This window comes from Deltaproteobacteria bacterium, assembly GCA_021737785.1.
Classification (GTDB): Bacteria; Desulfobacterota; DSM-4660; order Desulfatiglandales; family Desulfatiglandaceae; genus AUK324.
Genome location: JAIPDI010000050.1, coordinates 24,031 through 38,954, shown reverse-complemented (window position 1 = coordinate 38,954; position 14,924 = coordinate 24,031). Strand labels below are relative to the sequence as shown.

Genomic DNA, 14,924 nt, shown 5'->3' with positions numbered 1-14,924 from the left:
TCGTATCGGTCGGCGGCCGCCCCCGGGCTCCGAATAATGTTTACGGAAAGGCAGCAAGGACATACCGTCCCATGAAAGACTGTTCTTGGGGCTGGAACAGACTGTATTGTAAAGCCCTGCTGCCGTCCCCAGGAGCTGTGTTCGGTTTTTGCTGCTCTTGGGCAGAGACCCCCACGGGCAAACTTCTTCGCACGTTGCAGAGAAGTTACAGACAAAGAGTCTAAACCGGCGGCGCAGTGTGGTTCTTGGCCCGGCCGGGGAGCTTTTCCTCCTTGTTCCGGGTGATCTCCAGGGCCTCGATGATCTTCCGCCGCGTATCTTTGGGAAGGATGATTTCGTCCACGACCTGGGACGTCCAGGTGCGGGCGGCATCAAAGGCATCCACCTTTTCCCGCGACCGGTTCAGATAGGCCTCATACGCATCCTCCTCGATCCCCGTGCCGTATGCCTTCCGGTAGTCCGTCTGTGAGGCCTCCACCGCAAACCGGGCAATGGGCCAGGCATAGGTCAGATCCGCGCCCATCCCCTTGAGTCCCCCCATGATCAGGCTGCCGGCATCGGCATAGGCCTCCCGCAGGACCACGCTGATCTTTGGAATGGTGGCCGTGGCATAGACATCCGTGATCTTCCCCACGTGCCGGAGAAGGCCCCGTGCCTCATCCGGCTCGCCCGGCACCACCGGCGGCGTGTCCACCAGGTTCACCAGGGGGATATTGTAGGCATCCAGGACCTGGAGAAACCGGTAGTACTTGTCGCACGAATCCGGTTCCAGGATACTCCCCGGATAGAGGGGGTTGTTGGCCGCCAGCCCCACGACCCGTCCGTGAAACCTGCAGAAACAGGTGATCAGATTCCTGGCGTATTCATCCTTGATCTCAAAGTACGCTCCCTCATCCACCAGAAGGCGGATAACCTCATGCATGTCGTAGGTCTCTTCATAGACATCCGGCACAACATCGGCAAGGGCAGGCACCTCCCGTTCAGGGTCGTCGGTCCGGTCCCACAGGGGAGGGGCTTCCCTGAAGCTCTGGGGCAGGTAGCTGAGCAACCGCCGGCAGTGCTGAATGGAATCCGCGTCCGAATCCCCCACCAGATCGCAGCTTCCGCTGAATTGCATATGATAATCCGCGCCGCCCACATTCCGATCGATGACCTCCGAGGTGGCTGCCTGGGTCTGACGGGGACCCCCCAGCCACATGTTGCCCGAGTTCCTGCTGATGATGAGAAAATCGCAGAGGGCAGGGATATAAGCGCCGCCTGCAATGCAGGGACCCATGAGCACGGTGATCTGGGGAATCACACCGGAATAGATGGACTGCACTCTGAACTGCCAGTCGATTCCGGCCATGGGCACGTCCCTGTATCCCAGCCTTCCGCCTGAGGAGTCCAGGAGGACCACATAGGGGATGTGCCACATGGCGGCCATCTCTATGGGCCGGGTGAATTTCAGCATATGCTGGGCCCCCACCGATCCCCCCAGGACCGTAAAGTCGCTGGCATGGACCATGATCATGCGGCCGTTGACCCGACCCGTCCCAACGACGGCTCCGTCGCAGGGGGCATCGGGGATCTGTCCGTCAATACGCATGCTGGTGGTGCCCACGCACGAGCCCAGCTCGCGGAACGTTCCGGGATCGACCAGGACCTCGATCCGTTCACGGGCCGACAGCTTGCCGCGGCTGTGCTGTCGTTCCATGTGCTGGGCCCCGCCCCCCTCCAGATTCTTCTCCTGGATCGCTAGATATTTTCTGATGGCCGATTCCATTCGTTCCCCCATGGTTGCCATACCTCCCTGAATCAAGTGCCTAAAGTGAGCTAAAGTGCCTAAAATGTCTAAAGTTATAAAGCGGCAACGAACTGAAAGCTCAAAGCCTCACTAACCCAACAAACTCAATGAACTCAATAAACTCAATGAACCAGCATCCATGAGCCACCAGCTATCAGCCATCAGCCATCAGCTACTCACGCCGGCTTGATGAACCGCCGCTTCTCCGGCATGGACTCTGTTTTGTTTGCGGTCGCATGCAGGGCATGGATGATCCGGGACCGGGTCTCCCGCGGGTCGATCACCTCGTGGACCGTGTACCAGGTGGTGAACAGCTTGCCGAAGGTCATGACGCTGAATTCCTCTTTCAGGATATTGAGAAAGAAGTTGTATACATCATCATAGTTGCCGTCTTCTTTGGCTTGGGCCAGTTGTTTATGGAACACCGCCTGCACGATCATCTCCGGTCCGGTGGGCGCAAACTCGGTGGTGGGCCAGGCATAGATGTAATCCGGTCCCATCTTGCTGCACCCCATCACAATGTTGGACCCGCCGTAGGACCGTCTCAGGACCACGGTCACCTTGGGGGTGGTCAGGTGCGAGTATCCGTGCAGGTTTTTGGCCCCATGGCGGATGACCCCCTTCCGTTCCCATTTATCGCCTGGAGGAAACGCGGTCGTATCCGATAGGGTCACCAGAGGGATATTGAAGGCGTCCAAAAACATGAGAAACCGGTCGTACTTATCCGAAGAGTCGGGCTCCATGATCCCGCTCAGCTCATCGGGATTGCTGGCGGCAATGCCCGCCACCATGCCGTCGAACCGCGCAAAGCCAACGATCATATTGGGGGCGAAGTCCTCCTGGAGTTCAAAGAATTCCCCGTTGTCCGTGATCAGATCGATTATCTCGTGCATATCATAGGTGAACTTGGGATCATCGGGCATGATGTCCAGCAGGGCTTCTTCCCGCCGCTCCGGATCATCCCCGGACGCCATCCGCACAGGCCGCTCCCAGCAGTTCTGAGGCATAAACCGAAGCAGGTCCCTGGCCATGCCGACGGCCGCCTCATCGCTATCGGCAATGAGATGGCATTGTCCGCTCTTTTGCATGTGAAACTCTGCCGAGCCCGCATCCTTTGACGCGATCTCTCCCCCCAGCCACAGAAACGCGCTACGTTCGTTCATGATCAGAAAATCGGAGAGCACAGGCACCTGCGCCATCGGCCCGGTGCAGGGACCGAGGACCAGGCTGATTCTGGGAATCACGCCCGAATAAAGACAGTAATTGCGCACCAGGCGGCCCATGCCGTGAAGCCCCACAAACCCGTTCTTGAAGCTGAACCTGGAGCCTGCCGAATCAAAGATGCCGATGATGGGGACCTGTTCCTGGCCTGCCATCTGGATCAGTTCGGCGATCTTCCAGACCCCCTGATCCCCCACAGCCCCCGACATGACCGTGAAGTCAAGGGAGTAGATCATGACCTCCCGGTCGTCAATCCTGGCCCGCCCCATGACCACGCCATCCGTTGCGCTGGGCCTCCCCTGGGTACCCGGGGGGAAGGTGAACTCCCTGACCACAGAGCCCAGTTCCTCAAAGGTTCCGGGATCGGCCAGGATATCGATCCGCTCTCTGGCCGTCAATTTCCCCATTGCGTGCTGGAGCGCGATCCGGTCCTCTCCGCCGCCTCGGGCATTCTCTTCCCGAACCCTGGCCAGCTTCTCAAGATATCCATCCATCCATTGTCCCATGGTATTCTTCTCCTTCAATCAGGCGTGTGGACCTGTTATCCCGGTGTCCGCCCTCTTTTGGATGCCGCCGAACAGAAGGTTGCAGAGGCTTTCCGTCAGTTCGTCAGGGGAGATGTCACGATCAAAGACCACCCCGGTCAGGCACATGTTTTCAAGTGCGCCCAGGATCGCCTGCCTTATGATATGGGGAGAGATATCGTCGCGGATCTCCCCCCCGGCAACCCCTTCCTCGATAATCTCCAGCATGACCCTGCTGTATTTCTTAACCAGTTCATAGGGCCTGCTCGTATAGTAGTCTGAAAAACTCCTTACATCGATGAGGAGGATCTTGGCAAAGGCCCGATCCGTGGCATACACATTGATGTGAGACCAGATCAGCTTCCGAACTTTGTTCAATGCCCCCCTGATCCCCTTCAGATCGGTCTCAAAACGGGTATCGTAGTGTTCCAGATATTCTCTGAGCACCTCGTAGAGGAGATCCCTCTTATCCTTGAAATACTTGTAAATAAGCGCCTCGGTCACCCCGGCCGTCCGGGCGATCTCGGCTGTGGTGATGGAGCCGAAATCCTTATTTTCAAGCAATAGGCGCAAGGCCTCAGCGATTTTTATCCTGCCCGGGGGAAAGGATGACGCCATGCCCCCAGACCTGCCGGAACCTGCTGCGTCTCCCATAATCTCTTAAGTCCCCTTTTCCCGTTCCATGGCCTCATGCAATCGACCCCGGAATTTTCCTGATTAGGGTTAGTTACATTTACTAATATGTTTTTTCAAAATATAAATTATCGATTATCAAGCAGTTATTTCTGTTAGTAAATATCACTAACTTTGTCAAGCGATTTCGATATGCACGCGCGCAAAGGGGTTCGCCACAAACGTTAAGGTGTGTAACCCGGCCAGGACTCAGAGGCACCCTCTGTATCATTTTTAGAAGAACGAACCCAGAGGCATAAATGACGTTTCTGTAGGAATTAAACCGTGATGTGAACAATATTGTAGACCTGGATGTCTTTGGTCATTCCTCCAAATCGTTCTATTATTCCCTTATTATGTTTAAATTTAGAATATTATTACAGGTATGTTTTTTGCTAACCATTTGTCGTTATCTCAAACCGCAGCGGCCAAAAGAAAGGGAGGAGAGAAATGGACACAGGGGACACAACTTTTATTTTGATATGTTCGGCGCTGGTGATGCTCATGACGATTGGATTGGCTCTCTTTTATGCAGGGATGGTAAGGAGCAAGAATGCATTGGGAACTATCATGCAGAGCTTTATCATTATTGCCCTGATAAGCCTGGAATGGATCCTGTGGGGGTACAGCATGGCCTTCGGGCCGGACAAATGGGGGATTATCGGGGGTCTCGAGTGGTTTGGGCTCAGGGGGGTGGGCATGGAACCCCACGACGTCTACGCCACCACCATCCCCCATCAGGTCTTTATGATTTACCAATGCATGTTCGCAGTCATTACACCTGCCCTGATCACGGGGGCTTTTGCAGAGCGGATGCGATTTGGCCCCTTTCTACTGTTCAGCCTCCTCTGGGCTACATTTGTGTACAATCCCCTTGCACACTGGATCTGGGGAGCCGGAGGCTGGCTCGGGCGTATGGGAACCCTGGATTTTGCGGGGGGTGTGGCGGTGCATGTGAGTTCCGGCGTAGCAGCCCTTGCAGCAGCCATTCTTTTGGGAAAGAGAGAAGGATACGGCTCCGAGGAGTTGCGACCACACAATCTTCCCATGACCCTGCTGGGGGCCGGTCTCCTATGGTTCGGCTGGTTCGGATTCAATGCCGGAAGCGCCCTTACGGCAGGATCGCTTGCCGGCAGCGCCTTTGTGGCCACCCACGTGGCCGGCACCACGGGGGCACTGTCATGGATCGGAATGGAATGGAGAATAACCGGAAAGGCCACCACACTGGGCGGCGCCAGCGGCGCCATCGCAGGCCTGGCCACTGTGACGCCGGCTGCGGGCTTTGTAGGACCCATATCCGCGGCCTTCATCGGCGTGCTGGCAGGTGTGGGGTGCTATCTGGGAATTATGGCCAAAAACAAGTTTGGATACGATGACAGCCTGGATGTGGTGGGCATCCACGGGGTCGGCGGGATCATAGGGCTCCTCGTCACCGGACTGCTGGCCAACGCGGCCATTAATCCGGCAGGCGCTGACGGCCTCTTTTTTGGAAACCCCGGACAACTGGGAATCCAGTGCATTGCCATTCTGGTCACCGTTGGTTATACGTTTGTTCTTAGTTACCTTCTCTTGAAACTGGTGGACAAAATCTTTGGGCTGCGGGTTGACCTGCGGGATGAAAGGAGCGGATTGGATCTCACCCAGCACGAGGAAACAGCGTACAATATCTGATAGCGGAAGGAGGAAGAAGGGCATGAAAAAGGTGGAAGCCATTATTAAGCCGTTCAGATTGGATCAGGTGAAAAAGGGGCTGTCCGAGGTGGGAATCAAAGGAATGACCATCACTGAGGTCAGAGGGTTTGGGCGTCAGAGGGGCCACAAGGAGGTCTACAGGGGTGCTGAATACCAGGTCGATTTTGTCGGGAAAGTCAAAATTGAAATCGTTGCGGATGAAGCAATGGTTCCCGACATCGTAAGGGTTATTCAGGATCAGGCCCGCACCGGTGAAATCGGGGACGGAAAGATATTTGTGATGTCCGTGGAGAGTGCCATCCGTATCCGTACAGGGGAGACAGGAAAAGACGCCCTCTGATCCCGATGAAATCGAAGGCAGAAAAATAGTGCAAGGAATGAGATCGCGTGATCCACATCAAGGGGGATCCGTTTTCCAAAGGCGGCCTGACAGCCGCAACCCAGGAGGTATGCAAATTCCGGAAATTCTCCGCGCGCGCGGGGGTCTCTTTCTCCCGCCCAAGGGCGGGACATTAAAATGGATACCTAACGCTCGGCAACCGCCCCTGATCAAATGAAGAGCGGATGGATTCCTTTTCTTATCCTGAATAGGCCTTGACATTTGGGTGAAATCATACCAAGTATGCCCCGAAATCTGCAAAGGGGAGAATTGAATAAAAAGGGTGATTCAGGCTAATGAAATATATCCGGACAGGGAAAGTGATTGACGACTTCTATGTGGTGGGGAATGAGACGGTCCCCGTGTATCTTTTGGACGGGCCTGTCCCGGTCCTTTTTGACGCGGGGCTGACGGCCCTGGGCCGCAGGTACGAGGCGGATATCCGGCGGATCCTGGGCGACCGGACACCGGGCTACCTGTTTCTCACCCATTCCCACTTTGACCATATCGGGGCCGCGGCCCATCTCAAGTCCGTGTACCCGACCATGAAGATCGCCGGTTCAGAGCGGACCCAGGAGATCCTGCAGCGAGACAAGGCCGTTCAATTGATCCGATCCCTGAACCAGGAGGCCGCAGAGTCCCTGGAGTCATTGAACCAAGGACCCATCTATAAAGATCCATTTAAGTCTTTTGATCTGGATCTGAAACTGAAGGGGGGTGAGATCATTGAACTCGCCTCCGACGTCCATATTGAGGTCATGAATGCACCGGGCCACACCTGGGATTTCATAAGTTACTGGGTGCCTGAAAAGAAACTCCTGATTGCCTCGGAGGCGGTGGGCTGCGACGACGGGTCGGGCTACATCTTCGCCGAATTCCTGGTGGATTACGATGCCTATGTCCGCACCCTTACCGGTCTGAATCGATTGGATGTCAATGTCCTCTGCCAGGGGCACAAGGTCGTCCTTACCGGTCCGGACGCCCGCAAACATATGCAACGTTCCCTTGAGCAGGCGCCCCGGTATCTTGCCATGGTGGAGGAGTTTCTGAAAGAGGAACAAGGGGATATCGAGCGAACCGCAGACAGGGTCAAGGCCGTGGAATGGGATCCGAAGCCCTGGCCCAAGCAGACCGAGTCCGCCTATGTGCTGAACACACGGATTCGGGTCGGCACTATTCGCCAGCGCATGGAACAGGAACAGCAAGGATTAGAAAAGCTCAAAGCTCAAAGGTGAAAGGGGAAAAACGGTTATCTGTTATCGGTTATCCGTTATCCGTTATCGGGGGAAGCTCCGTTCCCCGTGCCCCATGCTTCATGAGGTCAAAGCTGAAAATGACCAGCAACGAGCATCCAGTATCAAGTATCCAGCATCCAGTATCCAGACATCCAGTATCCAGCAGAAGTTCAGAGGATGAGAGGGTAAGAGGGTTAGGCGCAACCCGAAACCGACGTCCAGCATCCGGCATCCAGCATCCAGTATCGAGCATCCAGTATCCAGTATCAAGTATCAAATATCACGGAAAAAGGTAATCTCCCACGAATCGGTTTCCGAATTGTGCCGAAGGATGTATGTGGCCCCATCGTCGCCCACAACCTTGAAATAGCGATGTTCCGGGTCGAGCCATCTGTCTACCACCTCGGTAATCTCTACCAATCGCTCATCCAGCCAGAACCTTCGGGGGGTCTCTTCACCCCTGTATCCCGAATAACACTCTACGCGGATTTTCATGGATCTCCCCACCCCTGCCAAGGCTTCTGCCCGCTACATCGGAAACGCCCCGTCATCCAGGTCTCTGACAGGCTGAAATCTGCCCCCTTGCCGTCTATCCGAGCCTCATTTGAAGCGTTGCGGCACTTCCAACAGGCTATCCCAAACAGCATGATGTTGTCTATAATTAAACGTCTCGAATGCCCAACCACCCAAGGCGGTGTAATCACACATTTTCTCCAGGGTTGGCCATGCCGTTGGTCCGGAGGCATGGAATAGTCTCAATCCCCCTCAACCACCATCCCGGCGTTCCAACATTCCGCTATTCCAATCGGTGAGAAGCCTCCGCCTTACGAATTTGGAGGCGGCCCCAACATAGGCTTGACATGTCCACACAAATTTTTTAATGTGGCAGCTGGTAATACCACCTGCCACACAGGAGCATATTGTGCAGCAACTCCTTAGCCCTATTCGCACCGAAAGTCTTAAAGATGCCTTTGTGAAACGCCTTGAGGCGCTGATACTCTCCGGCGCCTTTCCCATCGGGCAGAAACTCCCTTCTGAACGTGAATTGGCCCTGCAGCTCAATGTCAGCCGACCCGTGGTTCACGAGGGGCTTGTTGACCTGGCCGCCAAGGGACTGGTCTCCCTCATTCCGAGGGTTGGGACGGTTGTCAATGACTATCGCCGAGAAGGTTCCCTGTCGCTGTTGACCTCTCTCCTTACTTACCATCGGGGCGATCTGAAAGAGGAACTGTTCACCAGTCTGCTGGAAATGCGATTTCTATTTGAAGTAGAAACGGCAAGACGGGCGGCCGGCCATCGAACCGTGGAGCAGCTGAAAGACTTTGGCCGGCTGCTTCAGGAGGAGGCATCCGTCAATCACCAGAATATGCAGAGGATCAGTGAACTGGATTTTGATTTTCACCATCTCATAGCCATGGCATCGGGCAATGACATCTACCCCCTGCTGCTGAATTCATTCAAAAGCTGTTACCTCAATCTGGCCTGCCGATTTTTTTCCGACGCGACGGTGGTTCCGGAGGTGTTTGCCTTTCATGAAGAGATGGTGACCGCATTGAAGGCCAAGGATGAAGAGAAGGCCGTGGAGATCATGAAGAACATGCTGGCCCACGGGATGGAACACTTGAAAAGGAGCTCAAAGCTCAAGGCTCAAAGCTGAAAGGAACAAGAAGAGCTGCAGATCTCAATTCCCTTGCACGTTGAGCTTTGAGCTTTCAGCTTTGAGCTTTTTACAAAGGAGAACCCGCCATGACCGCTGCTGCCCTCCCTCGATTCGATCATCGCATCAAGACCCCAAGGAACCTGACCCCGCGGATTCAATGGCTGCGGGACTACTATTTCAAGGGTACGGACCGCCGGTGGAACAATGAATTCCTGGCCTGGTCCACGGGCACGGCCTGGGATGTCCAGTTCAATGAGATGAGTTTTTACATTGTGCCGGAGACCTATGCATTGATGCAAACCCTGCGGGGTTCCTTCCGTCAGGCCGCCAGAACCGTGGAACTGGCCAAGGAATTCTGGGCCTGGGCTCAGGTGGAACGGCGCGCCTGGTTTGTGAAGGAGGTCATGGTCCGCTATATGCCCAAGGAGATCCTGCCGGGCGATCTGCTGGCCGGCGGTCGCTTTAATATTCAGACCTCCCTCTGCCTGGACAAACGGGAACAGCAGGCGTTTGACAGGGCTCTCCTGGGCAAAAAGGGGGCCCGGGCCGCCATGAAATGGTTTCATGACCACGGCTACGGCAATGCGGGCGCCACCAGCGGACACCTGATTCCCGATCACGAACGGGCCTTGAAAATCGGGTGGAAAGGGATCCTGGCCGATCTCGACTCCAGATACACTGGATTGAGCGAACCGGAGAAACGCGGATCCAGGGGTTCCCAGTTAAGGGCCATGATGACGCCGGCCGCCATGCCGCGGGAGGTGGCGGCCGGTTACGCGGATGTCTGTGTGGAACGTGCGGCCGGACACACCGACCTTCAGCGACGACAGGAACTGGAGCAGATGGCCGAGAACCTGAGGCGGGTCCCCTGGGAACCGGCCCGAACCTTCTGGGAGGCCCTCCAGGCGCTCTGGATCAATCACATGCTGATCATGAGCGATGAAAACTACCCCGGTCCCGGAACCTCTTTCGGCCGTATCGACCAGTACCTCCTCCCGTACTGGGAAGATTCCCTGTCCCATGGAATGGCGCGGGAATTCGGCAAGGAAATACTGAAATGCTTCTGGGTGCACTGCAATACGGTCTATGATGCCATGATCCGCAACGGCAACCAGGGCATCACGTCCGGGTTTGGTCAGCTGATCACGCTCTCCGGCATGGGGGCCGGCGGCCGCGATATGACCAATGATTTAACCTATGCCATTCTTGAGGTCATCGACGAGATGTCCCCGATTCTGGAGCCCAAGCCGAACGTGCGGCTGCATCGACATTCTACCGACGCCCTGCTGAACAAGGTGGTGGACATGATCTCGCTGAGCCAGGGGTCGCCATTTCTACTGAATTTCGATGAACGGTCCATGGCTGGTATGATGCTTCAAGCCAGGAAGGCGGGCCTTGGCCATCTGATCCATGAGGGGAATGTTCATGACTATGCACCGGTCGGCTGTCTTGAAAACACCATGGTCGGAAATGATCGGTCCGGCACCGTGGACGTTAACCTCAACCTGCTCAAGGGAGTGGAACTGGCCCTTACCGGGGGGAGGGATCTCATCCCTTTCTTTAATCCCATGACCGGGAAGGAGGAGCCTCTCCAACAGGACGGGCCGGATACCGGGGAGGCGGGCCGCTTCAAGACCTGGGACGAATTCTGGGCCGCCTATGTCAGACAGACCGAGTATATTGTTCAAAAAAGCGTCGAGGTCTATGAGGCATCCGAATCGCTTCGGGCACAATACTTCCCGACCCCCTATCTCTCATGTCTGGTCAGGGGCTGCGCCGAAAAGGGTCTCGACGTCACCCGGGGAGGCGCGGAAATCAATTTCACGACCCTTGAAGCCGTCACCTATGCCACCACCGTCGATTCCCTCCTGGCCATCAAATACCTCGTCTTCGACCAGAAGAAATGCACCATGGCCGAACTCATCAGGGCCTTGAAGGACAATTGGCAGGGGCATGACAAGCTTCAGGCCATGGCCGGGAACAAGGCGCCCAAATACGGTCGCGACGATGAAACGGCCGATGCCATGGCCAAGAAGGTGATGGACCTGTGGTGCGAGGAGACATGGAAGCATGTGACCGTCTCAACCGGCAGGCGCTTCAGGCCCGGCATGTTGAGCTGGAACTACTGGGCCGGCGACGGCTTTATCATGGCTGCCAGCGCCGACGGCAGACCCAGGGGCCGGTTTCTGTCCAACGCCATCTGTCCGTCCAATGGGGCGGATGTCAACGGACCCACATCCAATGCCAACTCCGTGGGCAAGGTCATGGGCGGCAAGGCCGTCGACGGAAAGGGCGACTGGGGGGAATACCTCAACTGCCTTCCCAACGGCGCCAGCCACACCATTACGTTCAACCCCTCCATTATCCGGGATCCCGAGCACAAAGAAAAGTTCAAGGCGTTTTTGCGGGGCTACTGCGAAAACGGCGGGAGCGCCTTGCAGATCAACATGTTGGACCCGGATGTGCTGCGCGATGCCCAGAAGCATCCCAGAGACTACCGACACCTCCTGGTCAGGGTCACCGGCTACAACGCCTATTTCACGGCCGTGGGAAGGGAACTTCAGGATGAGGTTATCCAGCGGGTGAGTCACGGTCGGTTTTAGCTCGTTGTGGGTGTGACGCCGAAGGGAGGCGCGCTGGATGAGGCTCGGGTATGAAGACCTGGAGGTACGGAGCGATTCTGGTTATCTTGACTTTGGAACAAGGCATAAAAGAATCGGTTCCATGATGATGGGTCTGATTAATGCTTTCAGGGAGAACATAGAAATAGATGGCGGCATCATCGCAACATCCTTTGAGCTTTGAGCTTTCACCTCGTGAGCTTTTTACTCATGCACAGTAACTCTGACCCGAATCTGAGGGCCACGGTCCTGGAAATTCAGCGCATGTCCACTGAAGATGGACCGGGGATCCGTACGACGGTTTTCTTCAAGGGGTGCCCTTTGAAATGCCTCTGGTGTCACAATCCCGAGAGCATTTCTCCCCATCCCCAGGTTCACTGGATAGCGAACCAGTGTATCGGCTGCAAGACCTGCCTGGACGCATGCCCGGAAGGTGCCCTGGCATTTACCAAAGACGGCAATCGCATCGACCGCAGCCGATGCACCGGGTGCGGGCTGTGCGTGGATGAATGCCCGGCCGCCGCCTTACAGCTTCTGGGCCGGATGTGGGAACTGGATGACCTGGTTGCTGAGGTGACCAAGGATCGCGTCTATTTTGCGTCGTCCGGCGGCGGCGTGACCCTGGGCGGGGGGGAGCCGACCCTGCAGGCGGTGTTTAACCGGGAGTTTCTGAAACGGTTGAAGGCGGAGGGTATTCATACGGCCCTGGATACCTGCGGCATGTGCTCCCGAAACGTCCTGGAAGGACTCCTCCCCTATGTGGATCTGCTCCTGTTTGATCTGAAGGAAATGGACGCGGAAAAGCACAGAAGGTTTACCGGCGCAACCCATGAGAGGATTCTGGAAAATCTGCTCTGTGTGCGCGACCGGATGCGATCGAAAGGGCGTCCCGGGCAACTCTGGATACGAACCCCCATCATCCCCGGTGCAACGGCCACCAACGAAAACATCCGGGGGATCGGGGGGTTTATTGCAAAGAACCTGGATGGACTGGTGAACCGGTGGGAACTGTGTGCATTCAACAATCTGTGCAGGGACAAATATCTGCGACTGGATCTTGACTGGCCCTACAGGGAGGAGGAACTGCTGCGCAGCCGGATGATGGAGGAATTGGCGGCTGTGGCCCGGCACTCGGGCGTGGACCCTGCGATCGTGACCTGGAGCGGCTCGACAAGGCTGGAAAAAGAGGCATCCTGAATCGGATGGTGCTTCAGACCGGATTGGCTCAACAGATATGCTTCGAGAAAAGCGAGAAAGGGCCTCATGAGGACATACTTCATTGAGCAGGAGATGAAGGCATTTGAGCCGGCCGAAAAGATCGGACTGGTGGCCTGTGTCAATCCCGGGGGACTGCCGCATATTTCCCTGATTACCTCGATCATGGCCCCTGGGCCCCGTCAGCTGACGCTGGGGCAGTTCTGTAAAGGACTGAGCAAGGCGTATATTCAGACAAGACCTGATATCGGTTTTCTTGTCATGACCATGGACAAAAAGATGTGGCGGGGCCGGGCCAGATGGACCCATTTGCGAACTGAAGGCCGGGAATACGAGCGTTACAACGAAATTCCCATGTTCCGGTATAACACCTATTTCGGTATCAACACGGTTCATTACCTGGATCTCATCGAGACATCTGAAGGCGAAGCCCTTCCCATGTTCCGAATCGTCCTGTCCGCCATGCTGACGAAAATGACCAAAGGCGCTGCAGCCGCCGGAAACGGCGAACCCATACTCAAACCCTTTGCACAAGACCTGTTTAATCAACTGGATGCCCTCAAGTTCGTGTCATATATCGGCCCGGACGGATTTCCGGTGATCGTGCCGGTCGTCCAGTGCCAGGCGGCCGACAGCCGGCGGCTGGCTTTTTCTCCACTGGCCTTCAAGGAAGAACTCATGCGCATCCCTGAAGAGACCACGGTCGCCGTGTTCGCTTTGACCATGAAAATGGAAGGCGTGCTCATTCGGGGCATCTTTCGGGGTTACCGTCGCAAACGGGGTCTGGTGATCGGGATCGTCGACATCAAATGGGTTTACAACTCCATGCCGCCGGCCCACGGGCAGATTTATCCGGAGGTTCCACTGAAGCCGGTCGTTGATACATGGGAATGAACCGGTCAGTGAAGCGCTGAAATTGAAATTCAAGCAACGGAAGATGGGGCAGGTTCCTGCCTCACAACCGAAACCAACGTCCGTTTTGTCTGAAAGAGAAGAAAAGGAGGGGGGTTGATGCCGGGGTCGCATAACAGAATCTTGAAGATAGACCTGAGTTCAGGGAAGCAGGACGTGATCTCCATTCAAAAAGACGAGGGGTTGAAATACGTGGGCGGGAGCACCCTGGCCGCCCGTCCAGTCACGCGCCGAATGGTGCGATCACGACAATCGGCAGACAAGGGCGGAAGGTTTGTTCATTGGACCGGAAAATTGAAATACGTCTCTGGAGGGGGTTCTTCTCTCAGGGTAAAATGCCACCATTCCTCAGGATAGGGCTCAAACCCATGCCTTTTCATGAGGGTGTGCAAGAGCATCCGGTGGGCCCGCTGATTAGGAGAGAGGCCTGGAAAAAACGGCGAGGACGCCGGACCGAAAAAATCAAACTCCGTCCCCATGTCGAGTGCTTCCCCTGCTGTTTCGGATTCAAGGGAAACGATGGTCAGGTCGACGGTACTGCCGCGGCTATGGCTTGACCTGGCTGCAATATAGCGGTCCCTTAACAGGGTGTCCTTTTCTATGTCCGGATAAAACTCCGCCTTTGTTCGTGTATCTTCCAGGTTGCCGGCCCAGCGCACAAAGTGATCCACTGCCCGTTGCGGGCGATAGGCATCAAATATCTTTAGGCCAAGGCCAAACGGATCTAATTCTTCCTGAATTTCTATAAGAGCATCCGTCGCCGCCCTGGTGAGAATGCACCTCGGTTCCAGATACCCATCGATTCGCTCGCCGACAAAGTTGTGCTTTGTATAGTACCGCAGGTCAATGACGATGTTCGGGATCACCCTGTCAACATAGACAAACCCCTCGGGCAAAGGGTGCTCTTGCGGCTTCCCAAAAGAGATGAAACCGGGAAAACCGATGAACAGAAAAACGAGAATGGATATGAGTATGCGACGACGTTTCATTTTTCCAAAGCTCCGATT

Annotated in this window: 13 protein-coding genes; 8 read left to right on the top strand and 5 right to left on the bottom strand. The window is 55.7% G+C overall.

The genetic code is table 11. The annotated features are described in order from the left end of the window. Positions 1 to 220 precede the first annotated feature (220 nt). The 3 genes from K9N21_19705 to K9N21_19695 all read right to left on the bottom strand — a co-directional run bounded on the left by K9N21_19705 (position 221) and on the right by K9N21_19695 (position 4,185). On the bottom strand, positions 221 to 1,777 hold the full coding sequence (locus K9N21_19705; GenBank protein ID MCF8146139.1) for a propionyl-CoA carboxylase: 1,557 nt from the start codon (positions 1,775 to 1,777) through the stop codon (positions 221 to 223). A gap of 185 nt (positions 1,778 to 1,962) precedes the next feature. Further along, a complete protein-coding gene (locus tag K9N21_19700) occupies positions 1,963 to 3,513 on the bottom strand; it encodes a propionyl-CoA carboxylase (GenBank protein MCF8146138.1) in 1,551 nt (516 codons plus the stop codon). Between the two features lie 18 nt (positions 3,514 to 3,531). Next, positions 3,532 to 4,185, bottom strand: a complete 654-nt coding sequence (locus K9N21_19695; protein ID MCF8146137.1) for a TetR/AcrR family transcriptional regulator — start codon at positions 4,183 to 4,185, stop codon at positions 3,532 to 3,534. A gap of 468 nt (positions 4,186 to 4,653) precedes the next feature. Between K9N21_19695 and K9N21_19690 the strand changes: the two genes are divergently transcribed. From K9N21_19690 to K9N21_19680, 3 genes are all read left to right on the top strand, one after another. Next, positions 4,654 to 5,874: an ammonium transporter gene (locus K9N21_19690; protein MCF8146136.1), complete on the top strand. Its 1,221-nt coding sequence runs from the start codon at positions 4,654 to 4,656 to the stop codon at positions 5,872 to 5,874. 22 nt (positions 5,875 to 5,896) lie between these two features. After that, entirely contained in the window at positions 5,897 to 6,235 is a 339-nt protein-coding gene (locus K9N21_19685) for a P-II family nitrogen regulator (GenBank protein MCF8146135.1), read from the top strand. A gap of 335 nt (positions 6,236 to 6,570) precedes the next feature. Next, positions 6,571 to 7,509: an MBL fold metallo-hydrolase gene (locus tag K9N21_19680; GenBank protein MCF8146134.1), complete on the top strand. Its 939-nt coding sequence runs from the start codon at positions 6,571 to 6,573 to the stop codon at positions 7,507 to 7,509. Positions 7,510 to 7,782: 273 nt separating this feature from the next. On the opposite strand, the gene K9N21_19675 is transcribed toward K9N21_19680, so the two are convergent. Further along, positions 7,783 to 8,004 carry a hypothetical protein gene (locus tag K9N21_19675; protein ID MCF8146133.1) on the bottom strand — a complete coding sequence of 74 codons (222 nt, stop codon included), beginning with the start codon at positions 8,002 to 8,004 and terminating at the stop codon, positions 7,783 to 7,785. 427 nt (positions 8,005 to 8,431) lie between these two features. On the opposite strand from K9N21_19675, the gene K9N21_19670 reads away from it, so the two are divergent. The 5 genes from K9N21_19670 (at position 8,432) to K9N21_19650 (ending at position 13,899) form a co-directional block, all read left to right on the top strand. Beyond that, positions 8,432 to 9,166, top strand: coding sequence for a FadR family transcriptional regulator (locus tag K9N21_19670; protein MCF8146132.1), 735 nt, complete (start codon positions 8,432 to 8,434; stop codon positions 9,164 to 9,166). An 89-nt stretch (positions 9,167 to 9,255) separates the two neighbouring features. Continuing rightward, positions 9,256 to 11,772 (top strand): hypothetical protein, encoded by a 2,517-nt coding sequence (locus K9N21_19665; protein ID MCF8146131.1) that lies wholly within the window; start codon positions 9,256 to 9,258, stop codon positions 11,770 to 11,772. A 37-nt stretch (positions 11,773 to 11,809) separates the two neighbouring features. Further along, complete coding sequence (locus K9N21_19660; GenBank protein ID MCF8146130.1) at positions 11,810 to 11,974, top strand: hypothetical protein; 165 nt, start codon at positions 11,810 to 11,812, stop codon at positions 11,972 to 11,974. A 26-nt stretch (positions 11,975 to 12,000) separates the two neighbouring features. Then, positions 12,001 to 12,987 carry a glycyl-radical enzyme activating protein gene (locus K9N21_19655; GenBank protein MCF8146129.1) on the top strand — a complete coding sequence of 329 codons (987 nt, stop codon included), beginning with the start codon at positions 12,001 to 12,003 and terminating at the stop codon, positions 12,985 to 12,987. A gap of 66 nt (positions 12,988 to 13,053) precedes the next feature. After that, a complete protein-coding gene (locus K9N21_19650; protein MCF8146128.1) occupies positions 13,054 to 13,899 on the top strand; it encodes a hypothetical protein in 846 nt (281 codons plus the stop codon). A 296-nt stretch (positions 13,900 to 14,195) separates the two neighbouring features. Here K9N21_19650 and K9N21_19645 read toward each other — a convergent pair whose 3' ends face one another. Further along, complete coding sequence (locus tag K9N21_19645; protein ID MCF8146127.1) at positions 14,196 to 14,906, bottom strand: M15 family metallopeptidase; 711 nt, start codon at positions 14,904 to 14,906, stop codon at positions 14,196 to 14,198. Positions 14,907 to 14,924: the final 18 nt, after the last annotated feature.

What these genes read in the sequence shown, in the direction of transcription:
- K9N21_19705 (MCF8146139.1), bottom strand. Translation starts at nt 1,777, where the DNA reads ATGGGGGAACGAATGGAATCGGCCATCAGAAAATATCTAGCGATCCAG.
- K9N21_19700 (MCF8146138.1), bottom strand. Translation starts at nt 3,513, where the DNA reads ATGGGACAATGGATGGATGGATATCTTGAGAAGCTGGCCAGGGTTCGG.
- K9N21_19695 (MCF8146137.1), bottom strand. Translation starts at nt 4,185, where the DNA reads ATGGGAGACGCAGCAGGTTCCGGCAGGTCTGGGGGCATGGCGTCATCC.
- K9N21_19690 (MCF8146136.1), top strand. Translation starts at nt 4,654, where the DNA reads ATGGACACAGGGGACACAACTTTTATTTTGATATGTTCGGCGCTGGTG.
- K9N21_19685 (MCF8146135.1), top strand. Translation starts at nt 5,897, where the DNA reads ATGAAAAAGGTGGAAGCCATTATTAAGCCGTTCAGATTGGATCAGGTG.
- K9N21_19680 (MCF8146134.1), top strand. Translation starts at nt 6,571, where the DNA reads ATGAAATATATCCGGACAGGGAAAGTGATTGACGACTTCTATGTGGTG.
- K9N21_19675 (MCF8146133.1), bottom strand. Translation starts at nt 8,004, where the DNA reads ATGAAAATCCGCGTAGAGTGTTATTCGGGATACAGGGGTGAAGAGACC.
- K9N21_19665 (MCF8146131.1), top strand. Translation starts at nt 9,256, where the DNA reads ATGACCGCTGCTGCCCTCCCTCGATTCGATCATCGCATCAAGACCCCA.
- K9N21_19660 (MCF8146130.1), top strand. Translation starts at nt 11,810, where the DNA reads ATGAGGCTCGGGTATGAAGACCTGGAGGTACGGAGCGATTCTGGTTAT.
- K9N21_19655 (MCF8146129.1), top strand. Translation starts at nt 12,001, where the DNA reads ATGCACAGTAACTCTGACCCGAATCTGAGGGCCACGGTCCTGGAAATT.
- K9N21_19650 (MCF8146128.1), top strand. Translation starts at nt 13,054, where the DNA reads ATGAGGACATACTTCATTGAGCAGGAGATGAAGGCATTTGAGCCGGCC.
- K9N21_19645 (MCF8146127.1), bottom strand. Translation starts at nt 14,906, where the DNA reads ATGAAACGTCGTCGCATACTCATATCCATTCTCGTTTTTCTGTTCATC.